Genomic DNA, 26,260 nt, shown 5'->3' with positions numbered 1-26,260 from the left:
TTAGGCTTGTACTCATGCGCATTGCACGATTTGTAGTAGATGGCGACCCGATATATGGCGTCGTCGACGGTAACGATATTCATGTTCTGACCGGAGACCCATTTTTCCAGGGGATCAAGACGACTGGTGCTACGCACTCCTTGGACGATGTTCGGTTGGTAGCACCGATCATCCCTCGTTCAAAGGTTGTTGGCTTTGGCCGCACCTACCGTGAGCACGCCAAAGAGCTTGGCAATGAAGTTCCAGCCGAGCCGTTGATGTTCTTGAAACCTAATACCTCTGTGGTGGGTCATGGAGATCCTGTCACATTGCCAGCGTTTTCGAATGAAGTCTCCTTTGAAGGCGAACTTGCCGTAGTCATTGGCCGTATTTGCAAGGATGTTCCGGCCGACAAGGCGCAGGATGTCATTTTCGGCTACACGGTAGCCAACGACCTGACCGCTCGTGATGCCCAGCGCACTGATCCACAGTGGGCTCGCGCCAAGGGCTTTGACGGATCTTGCCCCCTCGGTCCGTGGATTGAAACTGAAATCGAAGATGCCGACGACCTGACCATCGTCAGCCGCGTCAATGGCGAGGTTCGCCAAGATGGAACTACCAACGACATGATCTGGCCAGTCAACGAACTGGTGGCCCGAGCTTCCGAAGCGTTTACCTTGCTGCCTGGAGATGTCATCATGACTGGCACCCCTGCGGGCGTCGGGCTGGTTACCGAAGGAGACGTTGTGGAAGTGGAAGTCCAGGGAATCGGCTCGCTGCGGACCGTCTTCCGCCGTTAGGAAACAATGCTGGAGACTGTGAGGCTCTTGATAATGTGATCGGGAGCCTCGCGGTTTAACTGCAAGTTTCCCTGCACAAGGCATAGAATGAAAGCATCATGACTGATCTATCGTTGATTCCCCTTGTTACCGAAGATACTCCGGTACGCGTTCGCTTTTGCCCATCCCCAACCGGAACCCCTCACGTAGGCTTGATCCGCACGGCCCTGTTCAACTGGGCTTATGCACGTCATACCGGCGGCAAGATGATCTTCCGCATTGAAGACACCGATGCCAAGCGCGACTCCGAGGAAAGCTACAACCAGCTTCTGGATGCCCTGGCGTGGCTGGGCATTGATTGGGACGAGGGCGTCAACGCGGGCGGTCCTCATGAGCCATACCGCCAGTCGCAGCGTGGTGACATCTACCAGGATGTCATTGAGAAGCTTCGTGCAGCTGGCCATCTCTACGAGTCCTACTCGACTCCAGAAGAAGTCGAAGCTCGCCACAGGGCGGCTGGGCGTGATCCGAAGCTGGGTTATGACAACTTCGATCGCGAGTTGACCGAACAGCAGAAAGCCGCGTTCAAGGCCGAAGGCCGCGAACCGGTATTGCGTGTTCGCATGCCGGATCACGACATCACCTTCAATGACTTGGTGCGTGGCGAGATCACCTTCAAGGCGGGATCCGTTCCCGACTACGTTGTCGTGCGCGCGAACGGCAAACCTTTGTATACCCTGGTCAACCCAATTGATGATGCTCTGATGGGAATTACCCATGTGCTTCGTGGCGAGGACCTGCTGTCCTCGACTCCGCGCCAGGTAGTCTTGTACGCATTGCTGCATGACATCGGCGTTGCCCAGTACATGCCACGCTTCGGCCACCTGCCGTACGTCATGGGCCAGGGCAACAAGAAGCTTTCCAAGCGTGATCCGGAATCCAGCCTGTTCCTCCACCGCGACAATGGTTTCATCCCGGAAGGCCTGCTGAACTATCTGGCGCTGCTGGGTTGGTCGCTGAGCGCTGATGAAGATATCTTCTCGCGTGAACAGCTGGTTGAAGCCTTCGACGTAAAGGACGTGCTGTCCAACCCTGCCCGCTTCGATGTGAAGAAGGCAGAAGCAATCAACGGCACTCACGTGCGCATGCTGGAGCCACAGGACTTCCGCGATCGTTTGGTCCCATACCTGCAGGCCGCTGGCCTAGTGGGCGAAGTGCTTACAGAACGCGAAAACGCGATCTTGGATCAGGCGGCGCCATTGGTTCAGGAACGCATTGCGCTGTTGGGCGAAGCAACCGACATGCTTGAGTTCCTCTTCAAGGCTGATGACGAAATTGCCATCGAAGAAAAAGCACTCAAGGGAATGCCTGCAAACCTGGTTGAAGTGATCAACGCTAGTGTCCAGAGCCTTGAAGGCCTTGCCGAATGGAACGCTGAAACCATTCAGGCAGCCCTGCGCACGAAACTTGTAGACGAACTGGAACTGAAGCCTCGTCAGGCCTTCGGTCCAGCCCGCGTTGGAATCTCCGGGAAGCGCGTTTCGCCACCGCTCTTCGAGTCCATGGAAATTCTTGGACGCGAGTCGAGCCTAAAACGACTTCGTGCATTCGGCGAGTCCCGCTAGAGAATCTCCAATAACTCGATGAGAAGCGCTTTGAACGCCTCGGATGGAACCAGTCCTGCAACTGTTCCAATCCGGGGCGTTCTCTTCGATATCGATGAGACCCTCGTGGATTTGCGCTCCGCCGCTATCCAAGGCTTCTCATCCTTGTCTGCTCCGGCGTTGGCGCACCTGAATGCTGAACGAATAGCTGCGATCGCAGCTGATTTCGCAGACGATGGCGCGCAGGCCTATGACAGGTACATGGCAGGCGAGCTGACTTTCCTTGGTCAGCGAGAAGTGCGGCTGCAGCGCGCGTACAGGTTGGCAGGGGCCACCGCCCCCAGCGGCCAAGCATATGCACGTTGGGCTCATGAATATGAGACGAAAGTTCGCGAGTCGTGGAAGCCCTTTGGTGACGTGCCGACATTCTTGGACCAGCTGGAGTCTCTGGGGATCCCGTATGGCGCGGTTAGCAACAATGTAGAGTCATACCAACGTGACAAGCTGCAGGCCGCAGGGCTCGCCGGATTCCAATGCGTCATTGGTTCCGATTCCGCTGGGGCACCAAAACCACACTCGGCCCCGTTCCTGGCCGGGTGTTCTGCATTGAAGAGCCTGCCGGCTCACACGCTGTACATAGGGATAACCCGATTAATGACCATCAAGGGGCCATTGACGCTGGACTCCAATCAGTGCTCCTGGACCGTGCTTCATTTCACAAGAATTTTCCTGGATGGCGGGTGAAGGATTTGGCGTTGCTCACGACTGTTCTGTCCTGATTTTCCGCGGATCGCTGGTGGAAAACGGGCCGCGGTGCTCGATTTGTGTGCTGGTCATTTGGCCGGTATAGTTTTATCTCGTGCTACGGCAGTGGCCGGAATGATAATTAGCTGAATTCCTGAAACGCCAAGTCACAATGGGATATGGTGTAATTGGCAACACAACGGTTTCTGGTTCCGTCATTCTAGGTTCGAGTCCTGGTATCCCAGCGCTTCATCAAAGAAATTTGATGAGTTGAAGGTAGCTCTTCAACATACGGCCCCATCGTATAGCGGCCTAGTACTCTGCCCTCTCACGGCAGCAACACGGGTTCGAATCCCGTTGGGGTCACCAATGGAAAACCGCGGAGAAATCCGCGGTTTTCGTGTTTTCCCGGACAAAATCAGTACTGGGCTAGCGAAATTACCTGTTGGCATGAGGCAAGATAGTTCTCATGGAGTCGAATTCAGATCTGGATAAGAGCTCAGGGCAGGAAACCGCTTCGCCAGCCGGAACCGGCAGCGAAGCCGTGAAGCATTTAAACGAGCTTCAGGATCTGCTCAGTGAGCTGTCCTTTGTTAACCCTCAGCCACGAGATGCATCCGGATTCGAAGTGCTGCGCAACAAGGTATTGCACCAAATTTCGGACTACCTGATACCTCGAATTTCGAACCTAGGCGCACCGCTATTGGTGGTTGTCGGCGGATCTACGGGCTCAGGAAAATCGACTCTTGTAAATTCCCTGCTAGGGGAACAGGTAAGCCTTTCCGGCGCGGTACGCCCGACGACGCGAACTCCGGTTTTGGCGTTCAACCCGGTTGACCAACCCTTCTTTGAATCTGACCGGATTCTTCCCGAACTTAAACGTGTAGCTGGTGGTGGATTCAATGCGCAGTGCGGAGCATCCACCAACCAAGCACTATTGATGACACCCCGCCAACAAGTACCTCAAGGGTTGGCAATACTTGATGCCCCGGATATCGACTCGGTTTCCGACGAGAACAGGGAATTAGCTGGCCAGCTTCTGAACGCAGCGGACCTCTGGATTTTCGTCACGACGGCCAATAGATACGCTGACGCTCTTCCCTGGGATCTGCTAACAGAGGCTGGCGCACGCAAAATAACCGTCTGCGTCGTATTGAACAGGGTTCCTCCTGGAGCCGAGAACGACATCGTTCCGGACCTGAAACGCCTATTGCTTGAAAAGGATTTGGATCCCTCACTGCTGCATGTGCTCAATGAGACGCAACTCGGTGAAGAAAAATTGATTCCCAGTGAGCATGTGGAACCGTTGCTTGCGTGGCTGCACTCACTGGCAGCGGATTCCGCTCAACGTCAGCGAATCGCGGCCCAAACCCTTGATGGAGCGTTGCGCCGCACCGCCGCCGATGTCAGTGAACTAATCGCTGAACTGCAAGAGCAGGAAAACCAGCTCGGTGAACTACGCACGTTGACCGACGAACGCTTCGCACAAGCCTTGGCCAGGATCAACGATTCGCTCAATGACGGCTCATTGCTGCGTGGCGAAATCCTGGCACGATGGCAGGACTTCGTCGGAGCCGGCGAGCTGCTGCGCGGAATCGAAGGTGCCATCGGACGGGTGAGAGATCGTGTAGGCGCGTTCCTCACGGGGAAGCCTCCAGCGACCCACAGGGTTGAACAAGCCATTGAATCAGGCCTGCATACAGTCTTCATTGCAGAAGTCACCAAGGCCTGCCATGACATCGACAGGTCGTGGCAGAACACGTCGTTCGGCCAGGCGCTACGGGCAAATTTGCCAACGCCGCGTCCGCCGCAGGATCTCAACGAGCAAGCATCAGAAAGCATCCGGCTCTGGCAAAAAGACGTCCTGGACATGATCCGCCAGGAAGGCGCTGGAAAGCGCAAAACCGCCCGGATGGCCGCATTCGGCGTCAACGGTGTGGCCGTGATCTTGATGGTTGTGGTCTTTGCATCAACGGCAGGTCTCACTGGATTGGAAATCGGTATTGCCGGGGGCTCGGCATTGGTGGGGCAGAAACTGCTGGAAGCAATATTCGGAGAGGACGCGGTACGCCGTATGGCCACCCGGGCACGAAAGATGCTTGATTCCAGAGCACGCGATCTCTTGGCGAAGAGCTCCTCAATCTATCTGGATGAGCTCTCTGCCACTTCGCAACCGGAGCTTGCTGAACGGCTGGGCAAGATTACCGCAGGCTTGAACGGCAAGGGGGCTCACTGATGTCCGAACGCAAGATCCTGCGGGCCGTCAGCGGCCTCAACTCGCAAATCAACAGCATCGTGGAAGCGATGCAGCTTGCCGAGCCATACCTGGAACCAGAAACCATCGATTTGGCCGCAGACGTTATCGCCCGCGCTGAATCTCGACGCCAGCTTTCCGCGGAGCATGTCGTGGTGGGACTTTTCGGTGCCACCGGCAGCGGAAAGTCAACATTGTTCAACGCGCTGATTGGCCAGGAACTTGCCACCACGGGTGTCATCCGCCCGACGACTACCGACACTGTTGCTGCCATTTGGGAACCGGATGGCGCTGGCGAACTGCTGGACTGGCTGGAAGTGTCAACTCGCCACGTCATTGAGGATCGGGACGGCCAAGCGGACTCTGCAAAGAAAAGAACGTTCGACTCCGGGCTCCTGCTGTTGGACTTGCCCGACATGGACTCGACAGCAGTTGATCACCATAAAATTGCTGCCCGGTTGGTGGGCCAGGTGGATTATCTGGTGTGGGTGCTTGATCCCCAGAAATATGCCGATGCTTCAATCCACCACGGGTATCTCAATTCCCTGCGTAGCCAGCAAGGCAACCTGTTGATCGTCCTGAACCAAATAGACACGATTGCCGAGCGCGAGCGAAAACAAGTTGTCGATTCATTGCGCGGCATCTTGGCCACCTCTGGGTTGGAGAATCTGCCCATCATCTGCGCCTCGGCCGCTACGGGTGAAGGAGTCGCGGACGTGCAGGCCAAGATTGCGGCCGCGGCCAAGAATAAGGCACTTTCCACGCGTCGACTCCGCGCAGATGTTGATCAGGTCATCCAGCACTTGAGCGAGGAACTCCAAGTAGAGAAAGTGCGCTTGCCCAGCCAGCTGCACCAAGCCGAGCTGGAGCGCGTGATCGCCAAAGCGCACGGTGCCCATTACATTGCTGATGCAGTGGAAACCTCTTACTTGCTTCGTGGCGCTTCGCGCACGGGATGGCCGTTGACCACCTGGCTGGTCAAGCTGCGCAACGATCCGCTCAAGAGGATGAATCTTGGACGGCAGCATGAAGACCCGGAATTGTCATTGACTTCTCGTCCAGAGCTGTCCATCGCAGAAACTGCGGCTATAGAACATGGCATCAATCAGTATGTCTCCGAAGCTTCTGCAGATCTTCCGGAAAGCTGGAAAGAGCCGCTCCGGGAGAAAGTGCACGCAAATACGGCGGTGCTGGATGACGGCATTGATGCGGCGATTGCCGGCACTCCGTTAGGTGTTGAACGCTCTTCATGGTGGTGGCCCGTAGTCAAGGTCATCCAATGGATGGCACTTGTTGCGGCCTTGGGTGGTGCTTTGTGGCTCGCCGGATATCCGGTTGCCGGATACTTCCAATTTCAGCTTCCGGAGGCTCCGCGAGTCGAAGGTATCGCTGTACCAACGCTGCTGGTTTTCATTGGAATACTGCTGGGCATTGTCCTGGGATTGGCGTGCTCGTTTGTCAACCGAATAGTCGCTAAAGTTAAGCGAAGGAAAGCGTTGAAGAATATTGAACGCTCGGTATCCCAGCTGGTGAGGCAGGCAGTCATTGAGCCCGTTGACCAGCGTCTGGACACCTACAACAGCTACTCAGCATTGATCACCTCAGCAGCCAAGAAAGCCGATTAGAACTCTGTGACTACAAACCAACCAAAAGTCGATGCAACAGTGGGTGACCTAGGCGAGCAAGGCATCCTGGACGCGATCTTGCCGCTGCTTGATTCAGCGCAGGCAAGTCTCGGGCCGGGCGACGACGCAGGTGCGTTGAGGGTGAGCGGGAACGAAGTTCTCGTCTCGGTAGATACCCTGGTTGAAAACCAGGATTTTCGGCTCCTCTGGCCCAGCGGTTTGGAACACAATGCTTATGACATCGGATGGAAGTCCATTGCCCAAAATGTTTCAGATATTAATGCGATGGGTGGACACGCCACTGGCGCTGTGATTTCGCTGTCCCTGCCGAAGTCCACGTCCCTAGAATGGGTGAGGGACTTCAGCCGTGGCGTTGCCGAGGCTATCGCGGAGCTTGGCGCCAAGGAACTGACGATTCTCGGGGGAGACCTCGGGAAGTCGCAAGAAATTTCCGTTACCACGACCGTTCTTGGCGAATGCGAGCATGGGAAGGTGCTGAGGAGCGGAGTCCGAGCCGGAGACCGCATAGCGGTGGCCGGACGTGTTGGCGCCGCCGGGGCAGGACTCTCTGTGCTTGAACACGAGCATGACAATGAAAGTTGGAGCAGAGCGGTACGCCGTCTGGTCCAGGCACAGTGCCGTCCCGTGCCGCCGCTGGAATCTGGCCCACGCGCTGCCGAAGCGGGCGCGACAGCCATGATGGATCTATCCGATGGGCTGATCCGCGACGCCGGACGCATGGCCAAAGCCAGCCATGTCAATCTCGAGTTGGAATCTTCCGCTCTCCAGGACTTCGCGATTCGGCTGGAGGCTGCCTCAGAACTGACGGGCACCGATCCGATGTCATGGGTACTCTATGGCGGTGAGGATTTCGGACTCCTGGCAGCCTTCCCTCAGGGAGTTGAAATCCCCGGAGAATTTAATGTTATCGGTGTTGCCAAGCCGGCCAATGGGCGTCGCGCAGTGGTGAAAGTTGATGGCAAGGTCGCAAAGCCCGAGACGGGCTTTGACCACTTCGCTTAGCTCCTTGGCTGCTGATTCGTGTGCTGGCTACGCACGGTCATTTTGAACGCGCAGCAGTTCAGAAAGTTCGTGGGCGGCGCTCGTCACGGCTTCATGGTGGATCTTGCCTGGTTGGCGGGTGAGGCGTTCAATCGGGCCCGATAAGGACAGAGCCGCGATGACGCGTCCGGACTGCCCTCGAACTGGTGCGGAAACGGAAGCAACACCCGGCTCGCGTTCTCCCAGCGACTGAGCCCAACCGCGTCGGCGGACTCCGGCCAGGATTGTCGGTGTGAAGCGCGCATGGTGCAATCCTTCCACCATGCGCTCATTGTCTTCCCACGCGAGCAGGATCTGGGCTGCTGAACCGGCCTTCATTGACAGCTGGGTTCCCACAGGAATGGTGTCGCGCAGGCCGATTGGACGCTCGGCGCTGGCAATGCACACACGGTAGTCACCCTGCTTGCGGAAAATCTGCGTGCTTTCACCGGTGAGGTCGCGAAGCTTGATGAGCACCGGCCCGGCTGCGCTGACCAACCGGTCTTCGCCCGCTGCGCTGGCGAGCTCCACCAGACGGTTTCCCAGCTCAAAGCGGCCATGCATGTCGCGTCCAACTAATCCATGATGGACCAAAGACTGGGCAATGCGGTGCACCGTGGGGCGCGAAATTTCGGTGAGTTCCACCAACTGGGAAAGGGAAGTGGGGCCATTCTCCAATGCATTGAGAATGGCTGCTGCCTTATCCAGTACGCCTACGCCGCTGCCTGTTGTCATAGTCCAAGTATCACGTCTCAGTATTTGAGATTCAAGTCCGCATACTGGAAAAGTCGCTCTGTGAAGTGTCAAAGTTGGAGTATCAATTGTTCGTAGCTTGAGGAGTGTGTCGCATGTCCGCCATGCAGTCGCCCCAGACGTTGGCAGAAAAAGTCTGGAATGCACATGTTGTGCGTCGAGGAGAAGGCGAAGGCGAAGCCCGCCAGCCGGACTTGATTTACATTGATCTCCACCTGCTGCATGAGGTGACCTCTCCGCAGGCCTTCGAAGGGCTGCGCCTCGCTGGCCGTCCACTGCGCCGCCCGGACCTGACCATTGCGACAGAGGATCACAACACTCCGACGCTGGACATCGACAAGCCCATTGCCGACTTGACCAGCCGCACCCAGATCCACACCCTGCGCGACAACTGCAAGGAATTCGGCGTCCGACTGCACTCCTTGGGCGACAAGGAACAGGGCATTGTCCACGTCGTCGGTCCGCAGCTGGGACTGACTCAGCCGGGCATGACCGTTGTCTGCGGCGACTCGCACACTTCGACCCATGGCGCCTTCGGCGCCCTGGCCTTTGGCATCGGCACCTCGGAGGTCGAACATGTCATGGCCACCCAGTCTCTGAGCCTGAAGCCGTTCAAGACCATGGCCATCAACGTCGAGGGCACCTTGAAGCCAGGCGTTACCTCCAAGGACATCATCCTGGCCGTGATTGCCAAGATCGGTACCGGTGGCGGCCAGGGTTACGTGCTGGAGTACCGCGGCTCAGCGATTCGCTCGCTGTCCATGGATGCCCGCATGACCATCTGCAACATGTCCATCGAAGCCGGTGCCCGCGCCGGCATGATTGCACCGGACGAAACGACGTTCGAATATGTCAAGGGCCGCCCGCATGCTCCGGAGGGCGAAGACTGGGATGCCGCTGTTGCAGACTGGAAGCAGCTGCACACCGATGAGGGTGCACGCTTCGACGCCGAAGTCTTCTTGAACGCTGATGAACTCGAACCTTTTGTCACCTGGGGCACTAACCCTGGCCAGGGCGTCTCGCTGTCCGAGAATGTGCCTTCGCCAGAAGACTTCGAAGACGAAAATGACCGCAAGGCCTGCGAGCGAGCATTGACTTACATGGGACTTGAGGGCGGTACACCAATGAAGGATATCCGGGTGGATACCGTGTTCCTGGGATCCTGCACCAACTCCCGCATGGAAGACCTGCGTGCGGCTGCCCAGGTCATCAAGGGCAAGGAAAAAGACCCTAATGTCCGCATGATCGTGGTCCCGGGCTCGGCGCGAGTTCGCTTGGAAGCCGAAGCAGAAGGACTGGACCAGATTTTCAAGGACTTCGGTGCTGAATGGCGCTTCGCGGGCTGCTCCATGTGCCTGGGCATGAACCCGGACCAGCTGGCCGAGGGGGAGCGCTGCGCATCAACCTCGAACCGCAACTTCGAAGGACGCCAAGGCAAGGGCGGACGCACCCACCTGGTCTCGCCACTGGTTGCCGCGGCTACCGCAATCCGTGGAACCCTCTCGTCGCCTAGCGACCTCGTCAACGCACCGGTTTCGGTCTAGGAAGGATCACCGTCATGGAAAAGATTGTCAGCCACACCGGCATTGGTGTTCCACTGCGGCAGAGCAATGTGGATACGGACCAGATTATTCCCGCCGTATACCTCAAGCGCATCACCCGCACCGGTTTTGAGGACGCGTTGTTTGCAGGTTGGCGACGGGATGAGAACTTCATCCTGAACCAGGAACCATTCAACACCGGCTCCGTACTGGTGGCGGGCCCCGACTTCGGCACCGGTTCCTCGCGCGAGCACGCTGTCTGGGCGTTGAAGGATTATGGATTCAAGGCCGTGATCTCGTCGCGCTTTGCCGATATCTTCCGTGGCAACTCGGGCAAGCAGGGACTGGTCGCCGCCGAAGTAGCCCAGAGCGACATCGAACTGATCTGGAAGGAACTGGAAAACAATCCAGGCACCACGGTGACCGTGGACTTGGAATCGCGTACGGTTCACTGCGGTTCCATCTCGGCCCCGTTCCAAATTGACGACTACACCCGCTGGCGCTTGATGGAAGGCCTGGATGACATCGGCCTGACCTTGCAGCACGAGGAAGATATCACCGCATACGAGGCCAAGCGCCCTGCACACAAGCCGAGAACTTTGCCCGCACGTACTGCGGGCTAGCACCGAGTTCAAGGTAAATGGAATGGTCCGCTCATCCCTGGCGTTGTTAGGGGTGAGCGGACCATTGCGTTCCCAACGCAATGTTTTTCTGCAGGGCATCATGGTTCTGTCTGAAAGCATGCTCACAATGTGTGCGCCACGAGATGATCTGGGCGTACTGGCAGGTATAGAGGCGGTATGCTTACTTAGTCCTGCCAGTTCGAAAGCCTTGATGCTTCGGCGGGCGATAACGACTACGCGATGAGGTAATTCATACATGGGTAAGATCCTGACGATCCATGGTGGTGTTCCGCTAAAGGGCACCGTACGAGTCGGCGGAGCGAAGAACCTAGTGCCAAAAGCCATGGTCGCGGCTCTGCTGGGCGACAGCCCTTCGGTACTGCGCAACGTACCGGAGATCAAGGACGTAGCTGTTGTCCGCAGCCTGCTTGAAATCCACGGCGTCAAGGTGGACCAGGATCCCGAGACTGGTGATCTCACCATGGACCCTACCCAGGTCAAGACCGCCTCGAACCAGGCCATCGATGCCCACGCCGGCGACTCGCGTATTCCCATTCTTTTCTGCGGACCGCTGATCCACTCCCTGGGCGAAGCCTTCATCCCGGATCTGGGTGGCTGCCGCATCGGTGACCGCCCAATCGACTTCCACCTTGAAGTATTGCGCGACTTTGGTGCCATCGTGGACAAGGCAGCCGACGGTATCCGCATTTCTGCCCCAAACGGGCTGACCGGAGCCAAGCTCGAACTGCAGTACCCAAGCGTTGGCACCACCGAGCAGGTGCTGCTCTCGGCCGTCCGCGCCAAGGGCGTCACGGAAGTCAGCAATGCAGCCATTGAGCCGGAAATCCTGGACCTGATCTCGCTGCTGCAGAAGATGGGCGCCATCATCTCGGTGCACCGCGACCGCGTGATCCGCATCCAGGGTGTCGAGAAGCTCTCGGGCTTCGACCACTCGGCTCTGCCGGACCGCAATGAAGCCGCATCTTGGGCCTCTGCCGCTCTGGTCACCAAGGGCGATATCTTCGTCCAGGACGCCACCCAGCGTGACTTGACTGCTTTCCTGCATGTCTACCGCCAGATTGGCGGCGAATTCGAAGTCAAGAGCGATGGCATCCGCTTTTACCACCCAGGTGGAGATCTTAATCCGCTGATCCTCGAAACCGATGTGCACCCGGGCTTCATGACCGACTGGCAGCAGCCGCTGGTGGTTGCCTTGACCCAGGCCAAGGGCGTCTCGGTCATTCACGAAACCGTGTATGAGAATCGCTTCGGATTCACCGATGCACTGGTCCGAATGGGCTCCACTGTCCAGGTGCACACCGACTGCCTCGGATCCACCCCTTGCCGCTTCGGGCAGCGCAACTTCAAGCATTCAGCTGTTGTGGTGGGCCCCGCCAAGCTCACCGGTGCCGACATCGATGTTCCGGATCTTCGTGGTGGTTTCTCCCACCTGATTGCCGCACTGGCTGCCGAAGGCACCAGCAAGGTCACCGGAATCGAGATCATCAACCGTGGCTACGAGCACTTCATGGAAAAGCTGCAGGCCCTGGGCGCAAACGTCGAGCTGAGCAACTAAAGGGGATCAGATTCGTGGTAAAGATTCTGGCCCCTGGCGAATCCGCAAGGACCAAGCGGGTTTTCTCAGTATTGGCGGGCGTTGTCCGTACTTCCATGAACGCTTTGATTGGCAAGACGTGGAAGGGTTTCGAGACGCTTCCGCAGGGCGGGTACATCCTCTGCCCCAATCACCTCACGGAAATTGATCCGCTGGTTGTAGGCCACGCTATTTACAGCAACGGCCGGCTGCCACGCTGGCTGGCCAAAGAGTCCTTGTTCAAGATTCCAGTGCTTGGCTGGCTGCTGCGCGAGACCGGCCAGGTCCCGGTATCACGCAGCGCATCCAATGCCGGCGAATCGCTGTCCGCGGCCAAGAAAGTGCTGGATGCCGGCGGTGTCATTGTCATTTACCCGGAGGGCACACTGACCCGCGACCCCAATTTGTGGCCAATGGTTGGACGGACTGGCGCCGCACGGTTGGCCTTGCAAACCGGTGCACCAGTGGTGCCGATGGCACACTGGGGCGACCAGGAACTGCTGCCTCGCTATTCCAAGAAGATGTACCTGTTCCCGCGGAAGCACGTCACCGTGTCCGTCGGCCAGCCAGTGGATCTCGACGATCTGCGTGGAGGCCCGCGCACTCGTGCAGTGCTGCAGGAAGCCACAGATCGCATCATGGACGGAATTACTGCACTGACCGCGGAGCTGCGCCAAGAAGAAGCGCCGGCTGTGCGTTGGGATCCCAGCAAGCACGGCCAGTCGAAGACTGGACGCAATTTCGATACCCCGGAAAATTAATTACTTTCATCATCACCTTCCAGAGGACTGACTTTGACTAAGCCGCTACCACGAAAAATCGCCGTCATGGGCGCTGGCAGCTGGGGGACCACCTTCGCCAAGGTGCTTGCCGATTCAGTTGCAGACAAGGGACTCGCGGTTCAGATTTGGGCACGTCGCGAAGACGCAGCCAATGAAATCAACGAACGCCATACCAATTCACGCTACCTGCGCGAAACCAAGCTTCCTGCCAACGTCACGGCATCATCGGATCCGCAGACCGTGCTTACCGGCGCCGACCTTGTGGTCTTGGCAATTCCGTCGCAGTCCTTGCGCCAGGAATTGGGGAAATTCAAGGAATTCTTTGAACCAGATGCCGTGCTGCTTTCCCTGATGAAGGGCCTTGAACGCGGAACTGACCTGCGCATGAGCCAAGTGATCGCTGAAGTGACCGGGATGCCCGCTGAGCAAATTGCCGTGCTGTCCGGGCCGAATCTGGCCATGGAGATTGCGCGCGAGCAGCCCACCGCCTCTGTTGTTGCCTGTACAGATTCCGATACTGCACAGTGGATTGCTGAATTGTGCTCCGCGCCGTACTTCCGTCCCTACACAAATGATGATGTCCTGGGCGTGGAACTTGGCGGTATCGTCAAGAACATCATCGCGCTTGCCGTCGGCATGTGCGACGGCATGGGGATGGGCGACAATACCAAGTCCACCGTGATCACTCGCGGTTTGGCCGAGACGACTCGCTTGGTCCTTGCCCTGGGCGGCCGTTTGGATACCTTGGCCGGCCTTTCTGGTTTGGGTGACCTTGTCGCTACCTGTTCTTCCTCGCTCTCCCGCAACAATACCGCCGGACGTCTGCTTGGCCAGGGGCTCTTCTTGGAAGAGGTCAATGACCGCATGTCGCAGACCGCGGAAGGCATCAAATCAGCACGTGCCGTATTCGACCTTTCCCGTGCCCATAACGTGGAAATGCCGATTACCGAAGCAGTGGTGATGGTGCTCGAAGGCACCTTGAGCGTTGAGAACATGGCCGCACGCCTGTTGTCGCGTGAATTGAAATCCGAAGGAGAACGTCACTAATGACTGAACGCAAATTACGCGTCCTCTTGCTCTTCGGCGGCCGATCCTCAGAACACTCCGTTTCTTGCGTGACTGCTGCCGGAGTCATGCACGCTATCGACCGTGAACGCTTTGAAATCGTTCCGGTGGGGATCACCCGCGACGGAGGCTGGACCCTGCTGGATGAAGATCCGGAAGGCTGGGCTCTGAACACCGGCAAGCTGCCGGAGATTTCCTCGGTGGATCATCCGGTGCACCTGTCTACCGATGCGCAGAAGACATCATTGCTGTCCTACTCGGATTCCGCTGTGGCGGACCTGGGCGAGATTGACGTGGTCTTCCCGTTGCTTCATGGTCCATTCGGTGAAGACGGGTCAATCCAGGGCATGCTTGAAATGGCAGGTGTGTCCTATGTTGGCTCCGGTATCGCAGCCAGCGCCATGGGCATGGACAAGCACTACATGAAGGTGGTTTTCGAAGGGGCCGGCTTCAAGGTGGGCCCGTACGAAGTCATCACCAACAAGCAGTGGCTGCGTGATAGCGAAGCTGCCATGAAGCGTTGCGAAAACCTGCAATACCCGTTGTTCGTTAAGCCGGCCCGCGCAGGGTCTTCGGTAGGCATCACGAAGGTTGCTGATCCTTCCGAGCTGCGTGCTGCTATTGAAATCGCCCGGGCCGAAGATCCCAAGGTGATCATCGAGCAGGGGATCGTCGGGCGGGAAATCGAATGCGGCGTTCTTGAAGGCCGCGGCAGCGGACCATCGCGCGCTTCATTGCCAGGAGAAATTGCGGTGGCGGACGCTCAGCACACCTTCTATGATTTCGAAGCCAAGTACGTTGATGGAGCCGCAGCTGAGCTCAGCTGCCCTGCAAACTTAAGCGATGAAGCCACGCGCGAAATCCGTGAGCTGGCAGTCAAGGCCTTTGACGCCATCGACGCAGAAGGCCTATCCCGAGTTGATTTCTTCTACACTCCCGAAGGTGAGTGGATCATCAATGAAATCAACACAATGCCCGGCTTTACTCCGTCCAGCATGTACCCGCAAATGTGGGCGAAGACGGGAATTGAGTACCGTGAACTCATTGATGAGCTGATTGCCCTGGCGACCGAGCGGAACATCGGTTTGCGCTAGGCCAACGAGCATTGGTGGAACCTCGGGGTGTGTTGAAAATTCAGCACACCCCGAAACTTTTGTCGACGAGTTGTTTACAAGTCCACCGATTTGTCAACGCTGACGCACTTCTTGGAAGCTGGGATCTTTTGCGCAGCATCTGAAAGTGTAGCCAGAACTGTGCTTGACGGGATCACGTTAGGGTCGAGAATGACTTCGGTTGCCGGAGTCCGGCCATAAGTGGTCAAAGTCCAGATGCTCGTTGCTTCGTCCTCATGCGCTACCCAGTCAACGTTATTCACCGACACGCAAGGGTCCGTTGTCGGCCCGGGGACTTCTACACCGCAACGCAGAACGACCTTTGACGGGTCGCCCCAGGCTGCCGTTGCTTGGGACGTGGTGGAACGGCGTTCCGCATCATCGATGGCTTCGGGCAGGACAACCATCATTTCCGCACACAGCGGGTTTGCCGCATCTGGGGCAGCATCCACGGAAGCAACTGAAGAACAACCTGCAAGTACTGGAAGCAAAAGAGCACCGCTCATCACCAAGGCCGAACTTTGGACAAGTTTTCGGTTAAGTTTTGGTGACGGTCGGGCTTTCGAACTGATTTTAGACACGTTATAAGCCTACATGGGCAGTCTGAAAGATAAGATGTACAGAGTTGAAACTGTGAAAGGTAGCAAATGTCATTTGAAGAGCATCCAGTGCGACCGCGAAAGAAGAAGCGCACGGGTCGAGCCATCGTCTTGAGTGTGCTTGCCCTTGTGGTGGTCGCTGGACTAGTCGCCGGCGGTTACCTCTGGAACCTTGGCCGAACTTTCGATTCCGAAAGCCAGACGATTACCAACGCTTTCCCTGCGGAAGAAACTCGTCCTGAGGTCAAGGAAGAGTCCAAAGACGCGGTGAACATCTTGCTGCTTGGCAGTGATACTCGAGCAACGCGTGACACGGACGAAGACAGCGAGGAATTCGGTACCTTGCCCAATGGCGGTCGCTCGGACACCATGATGCTGGTCCACATCCCTGCAGACCGCAAAAACGTGTTTGTCACCTCCGTCATGCGTGACACCTGGCTTGATATTCCGGGCGTAGGCACGGCAAAAATCAACCGTGCATTCGCCAGCGGTGGAGTGCCGAAGGCCGTTGAGACCCTCGAGGGTCTCTTTGGCGTTCGCATTAATCACGTGGCCTCCATCGATTTTGAAGGATTCAAGGGACTGACCGATGCTGTAGGGGGAGTGACAGTCAATAACCCTCGTGCCTTCAAGCAGTCGATCGTTAATGGCATGTACTTCCCAGAAGGTGTGCAGACACTGAATGGCGAACAGGCACTGGCTTTCGTCCGCGAACGCAAGTCCTTCCCGGGAAGCGACTATGAGCGCGTCAAGAATCAGCAGCTTTTCGTCAAGGCGCTGCTGGGACAGTTGATGTCCAAGGAAACCCTGACCAACCCCGGCAAGGTTTCCGAAGTCGTTTCCCAAATCGCCCCGTTCATCGCAGTTGACGAAACACTGGACGCTGCCAAGGTTGCTTCCTACGCCTCTTCAATGCTCGACTTGCGTCCAAGCGACATGGAATTCTTCACACTTCCAAACAAGGGCCCGGGACGCTCCGCCGACGGCCAGTCCATTGTTATTCCTGACATGGACGTGATCGAGAAGTTTGGCCAAGCACTGCAAGAAGACAAGATGGCAGAGTTCGTAGAAACTACTGACTTGTCTCGCTAATTCCACCGAAGGACCGACTTTCCATGACTCCCCAAAAACTCGATACCTCAGTGCGTGCCATCAGGGAATGGCTAGCACGGAGCGTCAAGAGTCTCGGGAACCACTCCGACCGGCTGAACGCTATCAATGTTTTCCCCGTTGCTGACGGCGATACAGGCAGCAACCTCTACCTGACGGCACGGGCCGGGCATGATGCGGTGAGCAAATTGGAAAGCGACGACATCGGTGGCTTCTTGGAAGTTGCCGCGCGCGCTTCCATGGAATCGGCGCGCGGCAATTCCGGAACCCTGTTGGCTGTTTTCCTCAGCGGACTGAGCGAACCATGGAACGGATGCGAACGGCTTACTGCGCCACTTTTGGCGCTGGGACTTGAACGTGCCAAGGTGCGCTCCTGGTCAGCGTTGAGCGAACCGGTCGAGGGCACCATGCTTTCGGTGATCAATGCCATTGCTTTGGCCGCAGGATCGACTCTTGCACACCTGAAGAGCGATTTGGAAAGCCGCGCAGCTTTGGATTCGGTTTTGACCCAGATGAGCCAAGCGGCCCGATTGGCAGTGAAGGGAACCGAAACGGAGCTACCGTCCCTCGTGGAAGCTGGTGTGGTAGATGCTGGTGCAGTGGGCATGTTGATCATCATCGATGAACTCTGTGCTGCCATTCGAAGCGACGCCACTGATTTTGATTCCTACGAGAATTTCCATGGCTATCAGGTTCAAGATCCCCATATTCACCTGAATAAGGACAATGAGACTGGTGTAGAAGTGATGTGCACCGTAGCTCTGGATGCCTTGGGTGCCGCTACTCTGCGCGGACAACTGGATTCAATGGGCAATTCAGTGATCATGTCGCCAGTTAATCAGTTGGAGGAAGACACCTACAGATGGCGCGTTCACGTCCACGTTCCTGATGCCGAACCGGCACTGGAACTCATCAGAAAACACGGTGACCCGGTGAATATCAGTGTCACTGATCTGTGCACCCACGATGGCTGAAACAACGCTTAGTTCGTTTGAGAGTTCAGAGCTCTCAGCATTCCTGGGAAAGAAGAACTCCACCGCGCTGGAAAAGGCATTCGGCTATACGACGGTGGGGGAGTTCTTATGGCATTTTCCGCGTCGGTATGTTGAGGTAGGTGAGCTCACTCCAATTTCAGAGCTTCCCTTCGATGAGCATGTTACAGTTGTCGCCCAGGTTGTCAACGTCAGCCAGCGGCAGATGCACTCGCGACGCGGTTTCATTCTTGAAGTGACCGTCAGTGATGAGCTCAGCGCAGGCGGCCAAGAGCTGAAGATGACCTTCTTCAATGGCTATCAAGCACGGACAGATCTGCACATTGGAACTATCGCGATGTTTAGCGGCAAGGTCGGTTGGTACCAGGACCACCTGCAGCTGAGCCAGCCTGAGTACGCGATCCTGGACGAGGCAGCCCAAGCAGATCCGCGTCCAATTCCGATCTATCCTGCTTCGGCAAAGATGCCCAACAAGCGCATCCGGGATCTGATGGGGCTGTTGCTGGAGCACTTCACAGATCAGAAGCTTCCTGAGTTTCTTCCAAGGGAACTTCTTCGCACGCATCATTATCCACAACGCCATCAAGCGTTCTTGGATCGCCATTTCCCCAAGGAAATTAAGCACGCCTACGTCGCTCGACAGCGCTTTGCCTTTGAAGAAGCATTTATGCTGCAGTTGGCGTTAGGCGAACGCGGGCGCCAGCTGGGCGCGCAGAAAGCAATTGCACGCCCACCGGTGCCGGGCCGCTTAGCTGACAAATTCGATGCCCAGCTGCCGTTTAGCTTGACCGAAGACCAGCTTGTCGTCGGCGAGCAAATTTCCAAGGACCTGGACCAGTCGCATCCAATGCATCGCTTGCTGCAGGGCGAAGTCGGCTCCGGCAAGACCGTTGTCGCGCTACGAGCCATCTTGCAGGTGATTGATGCCGGAGGACAAGCGGCACTCCTAGCGCCAACAGAAGTCCTGGCCGCACAGCACTACGCCTCGATCAAGAAGATGCTTGGCAAGCTCGCTGAACCTGGGCTTTTCGGCGAAGACGAAGGAACAGGCGTCGCGCTTCTAACCGGGTCGGCAAAAAGTGCCCATCGCCGTGAAGCATTGCTGGGTATTGCCAGCGGTGAGACTGGACTGATTATTGGTACGCATGCCCTCTTGAGCGACCATGTGCAGTTTGCAGATCTCGGCCTCGTCGTCGTGGACGAACAACATCGATTTGGTGTTGAGCAGCGCGACGCCTTGAGGTCTAAAGCAGTCGACTCGGTTCCTCATACCCTGGTCATGACTGCTACTCCGATACCGAGAACCGTCGCCATGACCGTCTTTGGTGATTTGGACACCTCCACAATTAAACGCTTGCCCGCCGGCCGCGCCGCGATCCACACGCATATCGTGCCAATGCAGCTGACCGGTTTCCGCAACAGGCTATTCACCAGAATTGTTGAAGAAGTGGAGAAGGGCCACCAAGCATATTTGGTGTGCCCAAGAATTTCGGACACTGCCGCGGAACAAGGCGTTCTTCTGGCGTCCTATGAAGAATCCTCCGGTCAGCCCATGAGTGTAGAAGCCATGCAGGAGATGCTCGCTGGGATGCCTGAATTCGCTGGGATACGTACCGAGGCGTTGCACTCGCAATTAGATGTGGCAGACAAGCAGGCAACCATGGATTCCTTTGCCCGTGGTGAAATTGACGTGCTGATTTCCACGACAGTCATTGAGGTTGGAGTTGACGTCCATAATGCGACCTTGATGGTGATCATGGATGCTGAGCGCTTCGGCATCTCGCAGCTCCATCAGCTGCGCGGTCGAGTAGGCCGTGGCGGACTGCCTGGTACGTGCCTCATGACGACATGGTTGGACGCGGATCATCCGTCGGTTGGACGCTTGAAGACCATCGAGTCAACCATCGACGGTTTTGAGCTAGCCGAGGCAGACTTGGCTGAACGCAAAGAAGGAAATATCTTGGGTGTTCAGCAATCAGGCAGCCGGTCGACGTTGCGGGAACTGAGCATCATCAAGGATCGCTCGCTCATTGAGCAGGCGAGAACCGATGTGGGCAGGCTTCTTGCCGATGCCAACTGGGGAAGCAACTACCCGGGGCTTCTGAGCGCAGCCGGGAATTGGCTTGATGAGTCCACTAAAGAATTTTTGAATAAGAACTGATTGAAGGTATTGCTAGGCAATGAGCCGTATTATCGCTGGAGCTGCCGGTGGGCATCCACTGAAGTCCGTACCAGGCGATGCAACGCGCCCGACAACGGATCGTGTCAAGGAGGCTCTCTTCTCCCGTTTGGATAGCTGGGATATTCTTGCCGGCGCCCGAGTGCTGGATCTCTTCGCCGGTTCGGGGTCGCTGGGAATCGAGACGGCCAGTCGCGGTGCGCGGCAGGTTGTTCTGGTAGAAAAAGCCCCTAAAGCGGTTTCTGTTTGCCAGCAAAACGCGTCCCTGGTGAACAAGGTGTTGAAGGACAATACGGTGACGGTACAGCGTGGAACTGTTGATAGTGTCCTAGACGGCTATTACAACGCAATTTCGGGCGTGCCCAGCAAGACCTTTGACATTGTCTTGCTGGATCCTCCCTACCCGCTGACTGAAGAAGAACTGGCTGTCACCCTCGAGAAAATATCCAGAATCCTGGCTGAGGATGCCACAGTCATTGTGGAGCGTTCCGGACGCTCACCGGAACCTACATGGCCAAGCAACATGGAGAAGTTCGCCGACAAGAAATACGGCGAAACGCACCTATGGTTTGCAGAACCCATCTAGATCCATCGAATGGCGAACTTCTGACGGGTACGGTCCGGCTGCCTGGCACTGGACTATTTGGTCTTCGCTAAAGTGTTGGCGCGACGCTGTGAGAATCAAATTCCCGGGGAAGCGGTTGGTAAACATTTCCGGACTCGAACTCAGCATCACGAACTCAAAGCTGGAGTTCGCCGCCTCGACTTGGGTGCAAGTGAAATTCAAGGGCGGATCATCTCCAATATTCACGAAGAGCAATCCGTCATTGGCCAAAGAGTTCTTGAGTTCGGCGTAATAGTCCTCCGTAGTCAGGTGTTCAGGGGCTTCCGGGCCAGAGAAAATATCCAAGACAATGACGTCAAACTTCTCACCGGCCAGTTGTTCGGCAAGTACACTCCTCGCATCGGCGACAATCGGTGACAAGTGGCAGTCATCCGGCAAAGGAAGATGCGTGAGAACGAAATCAAGAAGTTCGCGCTCAATGTCTACAGCCACGTGGGTACTCGATGGGTAAACGACACTCGCCCAACGGGCCAAGGTCAATGCACCTGCACCTAGATGCAGCATCTTCAATGGGCGAATTTCTGGGCGCAAGACCTTCAGATGGTTAGCTATGCGTGCGAGATACTCGTAGAACACTTCTTCCGGATGGGAAAGATTCACATGGGATTGAGGCGCATCGCCGATCGCTAGTATTTTTGACCCGGGAATCAAATCATCGTCGTAAATAGTGGCGTGTTCCTGGATGAATCCGAGCCACCGTTTAGCAGGCTTGCGCGTCATTGGGAAAGCAACCTTGGCAGGAGGCGCAAGTGCTCGACGGCATCGGCAATAACCTCACGCTTCTTGCAGAAAGCGAAACGCAACAGTCCTTGGTAGTCTTGCTGATTCTCGGGATGGACAAAGGCAGACATCGGAATCGCAGCTACGCCTACGCGCTCGGGCATCATGCGCGCTACTTCAGCAGCGTCGTTCAGATCAAAGCTGCGTACGTCAGCAACCAAGAAGTAGGTGCCCTTTGGACGTATAACCGGGATCCCAGCTTGTTCCAGGCCTGATGCGAGAATTTCTCCCTGCTGTCCTAAATCAGCAGCGAAGCGTTCGAAAAAGGCATCAGGAAGATTCAAGGCTTGTGCGACAGCAGGTTGGAACGCAGGGCCCGAGGAATAGGTAAGGAACTGTTTTACCGTACGGATGGCAGTGATCAGTTCGCGGGGGCCGGTTGCCCATCCAACTTTCCAGCCGGTAAAGGAGAAGGACTTGCCTGCCGAAGAAATGGTGATGGTTCGCTCGAATCCACCTGGCAAGCTCGCGATCGGAACATGCCGTATGCCAAAAGTGAGGTGTTCGTAGACCTCGTCGGCGACGATGATGCAGTCATGCTGATGTGCTAAAGCAATGATTTCCTGGAGCACCGAGACATCTAGAACTGTGCCCGTTGGATTGTGGGGATTGTTCACGACGATTACTCGGGTCTCATCGGTGACCGCACGTCGAAGGTCATCCATATCCGGCTCGAATTTCGGAGCCTTGAGCTGAACGACCTTATGCACTGCATTGGCCAACCCGATCATGGCCGCATATGAATCGTAATACGGTTCAAAGGTCACTACTTCATCGCCGGCTTCCAGGAAAGCAAGTAAAGAAGCAGCGATAGCTTCGGTTGCGCCGGTAGAAACAACGACCTCGGATTCGGGGTCGAGCTTCAATGAATAGAAGCGCTCCTGGTGGGCCACGATGGCTTCGCGGAGCATAGCAGTCCCTGAACCTGGGGCATACTGGTTAGCGCCATTTCGGATGGCATCGATGGCAATTTGCTTGATTTCTTCCGGCCCCTCGGAATCTGGGAATCCTTGTCCTAGATTAATCGCCTGATGACGATTGGCTAATCCGGTGATTTCTTCGAAGATGGTCACTCCCGGCCGGCCAGTGGAATCTAGTAGGTTGGCACCGTGGGCGGTCCGTTGCCATGGAGGGTATTCAATGCTCATGGTTCCATTATCGTCTTGTGTATAGGCGAGCATGGGCATTAAGTCATTGAATCTTTACGAGACATTCATACCAGTTCGCTGAATTGGCGAGAGTTCTTGATAGATTCAGATCATGCGAAGAGCGGTATGCCCGGGTTCTTTTGACCCAATTCACAATGGACACGTCGAGATCATTGCGCGCGCAGCGAGCCTTTTTGATGAGGTGATCGTGGCTGTGTCTACGAATTACTCCAAAAAGTACCGCTTCAGTGAAGAAGAACGCGTAGCGATGGTTGAGGAAACTGTTGGGGGACTGCGTGGGGTTTCCGCTGTTCCTATGGGGCAAGGCCTGCTGGCTGATTTCTGCAAGGAGCAGGGCGCCGAGGCAATCGTCAAGGGATTGCGCAGCACTGTTGACTACGCATACGAAATTCCCATGGCCACGATGAATCGGCATCTGACTGGAGTTGAAACTGTTTTCCTTCAGGCCGATACGCGCTACACGCATTTGTCATCTTCGTTGCTCAAGGAAGTTCAGGCACTTGGTGGGGACGTTGATGAATACTTCCCGCGGGCTGTTATCAAAAGACTTACTCATCCATAGGTCGTTGCGCATAGCTATCGCGAACGACTAATCCGAAGATAGGGAATTTACCTTTATGTCTACCTCTCGCTCCATTACCAAGGCAGTCATTCCGGCAGCCGGTTTAGGGACACGTTTCCTTCCTGCGACAAAAGCAATGCCCAAGGAGATGCTCCCAGTTGTAGACAAACCAGCGATTCAATACGTTGTCGCAGAAGCGGCTCGTGCAGGGCTGAATGATGTCTTGATGATCACTGGCCGAAACAAGCGCGCACTTGAAGACCACTTTGACCGTGTCCCGTCGCTTGAAGCGACCCTAGAAGCGAAAGGCGACGCGAAGAAGCTCGCTTTGGTGCAAGATGCTACCGCATTGGGGGATATCCATTACGTGCGGCAACGTGATCCGCGTGGTCTAGGACACGCAGTTTTGTGTGCTGAGCAACATGTGGGCGATGAGCCATTCGCAGTTCTTCTAGGGGACGACTTGATCCATGAAGATGATGATCTGCTTTCCTTCATGATTGATGTCCAGAAGCAGACTGGCGGTTCAGTAATTGCATTGATGGAAGTCGATCCAAACCAAATAAGTGCTTACGGATGTGCCGATGTAGCCCGAGTAGCGAATGCTGACTATGTCAAAGTGAATGGATTGGTGGAAAAACCGAGCATTGACGAAGCACCCAGCAACCTAGCTGTTATTGGCCGTTATTTACTGCATCCTCGTGTGTTCGAAATCTTGAGGCACACTGCTCCAGGACGGGGCAATGAAATTCAGTTAACGGACGCTCTCCAAGAATTGGCGACTGCCGACGCTGAGGGCTCTGGTGTCCACGCTGTAATTTTCAGAGGTCGACGTTACGACACAGGGGATAAATTGAGTTATCTGCAAGCGAATATTGCACTGGCCGTAGAGAATGAAGAACTGGGCGATAACTTTAGGGTTTGGTTGAAAGAATTTGTAAGTTCACTCTAAGAGCTTTACACCCGACTTTGGTAACGCAAACCGAATGATTGAGAATTTCTCCTATGTTGCGTTTGCTACGGAGTCTCGTGCTGGATCGGCGTCAGGCGCATCCTGAACCTGATTGGTGGTGTGCGCCTGCCGGTAGAACTCTCGTGCTTTGAGCCCGGGTAGAAGCATGGCCTGCGCGGAATCATACGAGAACCGTGGATTGTTGCTTCGAACACGAGTACTAGATTTCAACTTTTCACTCCTTAATCCCACGTCGGCACCAACGTCTGGAGTAAAAGATCATATTGGTAGGAAGTGAAGCGCGATGGAGCTCGTGCATGAGCGTGCTGCAGAAATCGACATCTCCTAGCGGGGCGCTAAAGTTGCCGTGTGGAAGCTGGGGCAGCGCCGCGGAACCTGCCGGACCGAGGTGAAGTCCTTCGCAGCCGCCACTACCCAGATCCGCGAACTTAGCGGCCACCTGAATGCGTTATGCGTTCCCTTTCAAGAACCACTTACAACCCCGATCCACGACGCTAACTATCCCAGAATTTGATTCTTGCCTGAAGCCTGGACGAGGGCTTGTTACCTGTTGACAGAATCGGAAAGAGCGGATCTTTTCGTTCTTACGTAGTAGAATTTAGTCAAGTGAGATCATGCCACAAGATGCTTGAGCAGCTGGTAAGAAATAACTGGTGAGGGATTGCCAGCTGTCTACAACAGGCTCTAGGTTCTCCGTTGATCCAAGAAATTAAAACGAATTTTTTGCCTTGAATGATTGTAAAAGTCTGAACTGATGTAACGCCATAAATGTTAGGAATCATTGACGATACGGTACGCTTGGAAAGTCAAAGAATTTTTCAATTCGTTACAATGATAAATTATTCCTTGTCTACGAAACCCATGAATCAGTAAGTATTAGTAGAGCTTACTATCTGAACCTGTGAATATTCGAATTAGTCCCTATCCAGTCAGATAAGGTGTATGATCATGACCCGAGTTTTCATTTACGGTAGCTGCGTCACACGAGATTCTGTCACGTGGTTCAAAGATTACGGGCTGGAAATGGTGGGCTATGTCGCTCGTCAATCGCTAATTTCTGCCTACAGACCATCTAATTCTTCTGAGTACGATTTCAGTGCGATTAAATCGAACTTTCAGAGCCGAATGTGCAAGGGGGACGTTGAGGGAAATCTTCGCTTTGAGATTCAGCGTTCTGCACCTGATGTCATTTTTTGGGATCTGTGCGACGAGAGGCTAGGCGTTCGCATCGTTAAGAGTGGTGGCATGGTGACCCAATCACGTAATCATGTTGCTGAAGGGCTACATCCAGGACCCTTTGGTCGCGCATTGTTGTTTGGGGCAGATGATCACTTCGAATTGTGGAATAGGGGCCTCAAACAATTCATGTCGACACTTGATCGCTTGGGTCTGTCTGATCGACTTTATCTCAACGCAACGCCGTGGGCGATGAAAGACGAATTTGGAAACGAACAAAGCGCCCTTGCGAAACGTGCTAAGGACTTTAATTCTAAGGCGGAACGGTACTTGAATCTTGCGGGAGAAAAGGGCGCTCAGGTAGTGAGAACTCGTCAAGATGATGCTGTTTCGCAATCCGTAGGGCATAAATGGGGCGCTGCCCCGTTCCACTACACAGAAGGCACATATAAGGCGATGCTGAGCAATCTGCGGGACGCGATGTAGGAGCTAAAATACTAATGACTGTGTGTTGGGTCTGTTGCTTCGTGTCAAAACTTCCGGGAACCTTGATACGTTGCCTCAAATGAAATCCTCCGCGAAATAACTGGTTCATTGCA

General features: G+C 55.6%; 23 protein-coding genes and 2 tRNA genes. 21 read left to right on the top strand and 4 right to left on the bottom strand.

What is annotated here, in order from left to right; all coding sequences use genetic code 11:
• Window positions 1-14: 14 nt before the first annotated feature.
• The 8 genes from EKH49_RS08325 to thiL all read left to right on the top strand — a co-directional run bounded on the left by EKH49_RS08325 (window position 15) and on the right by thiL (window position 8,008).
• On the top strand, window positions 15-779 hold the full coding sequence (locus EKH49_RS08325; RefSeq protein WP_128470451.1) for a fumarylacetoacetate hydrolase family protein: 765 nt from the start codon (window positions 15-17) through the stop codon (window positions 777-779).
• Between the two features lie 98 nt (window positions 780-877).
• Window positions 878-2,383, top strand: coding sequence for a glutamate--tRNA ligase (gltX, locus tag EKH49_RS08320; protein ID WP_128470450.1), 1,506 nt, complete (start codon window positions 878-880; stop codon window positions 2,381-2,383).
• An 18-nt stretch (window positions 2,384-2,401) separates the two neighbouring features.
• Window positions 2,402-3,106, top strand: a complete 705-nt coding sequence (locus EKH49_RS08315; RefSeq protein WP_128470449.1) for an HAD family hydrolase — start codon at window positions 2,402-2,404, stop codon at window positions 3,104-3,106.
• A 173-nt stretch (window positions 3,107-3,279) separates the two neighbouring features.
• Window positions 3,280-3,351, top strand: a tRNA-Gln gene (locus tag EKH49_RS08310).
• Window positions 3,352-3,399: 48 nt separating this feature from the next.
• A tRNA-Glu gene (locus EKH49_RS08305) sits at window positions 3,400-3,475 on the top strand.
• A 100-nt stretch (window positions 3,476-3,575) separates the two neighbouring features.
• A complete protein-coding gene (locus tag EKH49_RS08300) occupies window positions 3,576-5,342 on the top strand; it encodes a GTPase (RefSeq protein ID WP_128470448.1) in 1,767 nt (588 codons plus the stop codon).
• Window positions 5,342-6,985 (top strand): GTPase, encoded by a 1,644-nt coding sequence (locus EKH49_RS08295; RefSeq protein WP_128470447.1) that lies wholly within the window; start codon window positions 5,342-5,344, stop codon window positions 6,983-6,985. The genes EKH49_RS08300 and EKH49_RS08295 overlap by 1 nt, the downstream gene beginning before the upstream one ends.
• Window positions 6,986-6,991: 6 nt before the next feature.
• Window positions 6,992-8,008, top strand: coding sequence for a thiamine-phosphate kinase (gene thiL / locus EKH49_RS08290; RefSeq protein WP_128470446.1), 1,017 nt, complete (start codon window positions 6,992-6,994; stop codon window positions 8,006-8,008).
• 27 nt (window positions 8,009-8,035) lie between these two features.
• On the opposite strand, the gene EKH49_RS08285 is transcribed toward thiL, so the two are convergent.
• On the bottom strand, window positions 8,036-8,761 hold the full coding sequence (locus EKH49_RS08285) for an IclR family transcriptional regulator (RefSeq protein ID WP_038991426.1): 726 nt from the start codon (window positions 8,759-8,761) through the stop codon (window positions 8,036-8,038).
• Between the two features lie 122 nt (window positions 8,762-8,883).
• Here EKH49_RS08285 and leuC point away from each other — a divergent pair, with 122 nt between their 5' ends.
• The 6 genes from leuC (at window position 8,884) to EKH49_RS08255 (ending at window position 15,478) form a co-directional block, all read left to right on the top strand.
• A complete protein-coding gene (gene leuC / locus EKH49_RS08280) occupies window positions 8,884-10,323 on the top strand; it encodes a 3-isopropylmalate dehydratase large subunit (RefSeq protein WP_066138945.1) in 1,440 nt (479 codons plus the stop codon).
• Window positions 10,324-10,337: 14 nt separating this feature from the next.
• Window positions 10,338-10,943 (top strand): 3-isopropylmalate dehydratase small subunit, encoded by a 606-nt coding sequence (gene leuD / locus EKH49_RS08275; RefSeq protein WP_066137887.1) that lies wholly within the window; start codon window positions 10,338-10,340, stop codon window positions 10,941-10,943.
• A gap of 256 nt (window positions 10,944-11,199) precedes the next feature.
• Complete coding sequence (gene murA / locus EKH49_RS08270) at window positions 11,200-12,519, top strand: UDP-N-acetylglucosamine 1-carboxyvinyltransferase (protein WP_128470445.1); 1,320 nt, start codon at window positions 11,200-11,202, stop codon at window positions 12,517-12,519.
• Window positions 12,520-12,614: 95 nt separating this feature from the next.
• Window positions 12,615-13,298 (top strand): lysophospholipid acyltransferase family protein, encoded by a 684-nt coding sequence (locus tag EKH49_RS08265; protein ID WP_233125279.1) that lies wholly within the window; start codon window positions 12,615-12,617, stop codon window positions 13,296-13,298.
• Between the two features lie 27 nt (window positions 13,299-13,325).
• Window positions 13,326-14,366 carry an NAD(P)H-dependent glycerol-3-phosphate dehydrogenase gene (locus EKH49_RS08260; protein WP_269088430.1) on the top strand — a complete coding sequence of 347 codons (1,041 nt, stop codon included), beginning with the start codon at window positions 13,326-13,328 and terminating at the stop codon, window positions 14,364-14,366.
• The gene (locus tag EKH49_RS08255) at window positions 14,366-15,478 is read left to right on the top strand and encodes a D-alanine--D-alanine ligase family protein (RefSeq protein ID WP_128470443.1); all 1,113 of its coding nucleotides are present in this window, start codon (window positions 14,366-14,368) and stop codon (window positions 15,476-15,478) included. Before EKH49_RS08260 ends, EKH49_RS08255 begins: the two co-directional genes overlap by 1 nt.
• A gap of 74 nt (window positions 15,479-15,552) precedes the next feature.
• On the opposite strand, the gene EKH49_RS08250 is transcribed toward EKH49_RS08255, so the two are convergent.
• Window positions 15,553-16,002 carry a DUF3515 domain-containing protein gene (locus EKH49_RS08250; RefSeq protein ID WP_128470486.1) on the bottom strand — a complete coding sequence of 150 codons (450 nt, stop codon included), beginning with the start codon at window positions 16,000-16,002 and terminating at the stop codon, window positions 15,553-15,555.
• A gap of 141 nt (window positions 16,003-16,143) precedes the next feature.
• Here EKH49_RS08250 and EKH49_RS08245 point away from each other — a divergent pair, with 141 nt between their 5' ends.
• Genes EKH49_RS08245 through rsmD form a run of 4 tightly spaced genes read left to right on the top strand, consistent with a single transcriptional unit; the run spans window position 16,144 to window position 20,962 of the window.
• Entirely contained in the window at window positions 16,144-17,187 is a 1,044-nt protein-coding gene (locus EKH49_RS08245; protein WP_128470442.1) for an LCP family protein, read from the top strand.
• Window positions 17,188-17,210: 23 nt separating this feature from the next.
• Window positions 17,211-18,179, top strand: coding sequence for a DAK2 domain-containing protein (locus tag EKH49_RS08240; protein ID WP_128470441.1), 969 nt, complete (start codon window positions 17,211-17,213; stop codon window positions 18,177-18,179).
• Window positions 18,172-20,358: an ATP-dependent DNA helicase RecG gene (locus tag EKH49_RS08235; RefSeq protein WP_128470440.1), complete on the top strand. Its 2,187-nt coding sequence runs from the start codon at window positions 18,172-18,174 to the stop codon at window positions 20,356-20,358. Before EKH49_RS08240 ends, EKH49_RS08235 begins: the two co-directional genes overlap by 8 nt.
• Window positions 20,359-20,377: 19 nt before the next feature.
• Window positions 20,378-20,962, top strand: coding sequence for a 16S rRNA (guanine(966)-N(2))-methyltransferase RsmD (rsmD, locus tag EKH49_RS08230; RefSeq protein WP_128470439.1), 585 nt, complete (start codon window positions 20,378-20,380; stop codon window positions 20,960-20,962).
• Here rsmD and EKH49_RS08225 read toward each other — a convergent pair.
• Window positions 20,939-21,721, bottom strand: coding sequence for a spermidine synthase (locus EKH49_RS08225; RefSeq protein WP_128470438.1), 783 nt, complete (start codon window positions 21,719-21,721; stop codon window positions 20,939-20,941). The two genes, rsmD and EKH49_RS08225, sit on opposite strands and share 24 nt — an antisense overlap.
• A complete protein-coding gene (locus EKH49_RS08220; RefSeq protein ID WP_128470437.1) occupies window positions 21,718-22,929 on the bottom strand; it encodes an aminotransferase class I/II-fold pyridoxal phosphate-dependent enzyme in 1,212 nt (403 codons plus the stop codon). Before EKH49_RS08220 ends, EKH49_RS08225 begins: the two co-directional genes overlap by 4 nt.
• A 112-nt stretch (window positions 22,930-23,041) precedes the next feature.
• Here EKH49_RS08220 and coaD point away from each other — a divergent pair, with 112 nt between their 5' ends.
• From coaD to EKH49_RS08205, 3 genes are all read left to right on the top strand, one after another.
• A complete protein-coding gene (gene coaD / locus EKH49_RS08215) occupies window positions 23,042-23,512 on the top strand; it encodes a pantetheine-phosphate adenylyltransferase (RefSeq protein ID WP_128470436.1) in 471 nt (156 codons plus the stop codon).
• Between the two features lie 55 nt (window positions 23,513-23,567).
• The gene (gene galU / locus EKH49_RS08210; RefSeq protein WP_128470435.1) at window positions 23,568-24,464 is read left to right on the top strand and encodes a UTP--glucose-1-phosphate uridylyltransferase GalU; all 897 of its coding nucleotides are present in this window, start codon (window positions 23,568-23,570) and stop codon (window positions 24,462-24,464) included.
• A gap of 969 nt (window positions 24,465-25,433) precedes the next feature.
• A complete protein-coding gene (locus tag EKH49_RS08205) occupies window positions 25,434-26,147 on the top strand; it encodes a DUF6270 domain-containing protein (protein WP_128470434.1) in 714 nt (237 codons plus the stop codon).
• Window positions 26,148-26,260: the final 113 nt, after the last annotated feature.

The organism is Glutamicibacter sp. HZAU (genome assembly GCF_004100365.1).
Taxonomy (GTDB): domain Bacteria; phylum Actinomycetota; class Actinomycetes; order Actinomycetales; family Micrococcaceae; genus Glutamicibacter; species Glutamicibacter nicotianae.
The sequence above is the reverse complement of the archived record's forward strand: the minus strand, read 5'-3'. Positions and strand labels throughout refer to the sequence as shown.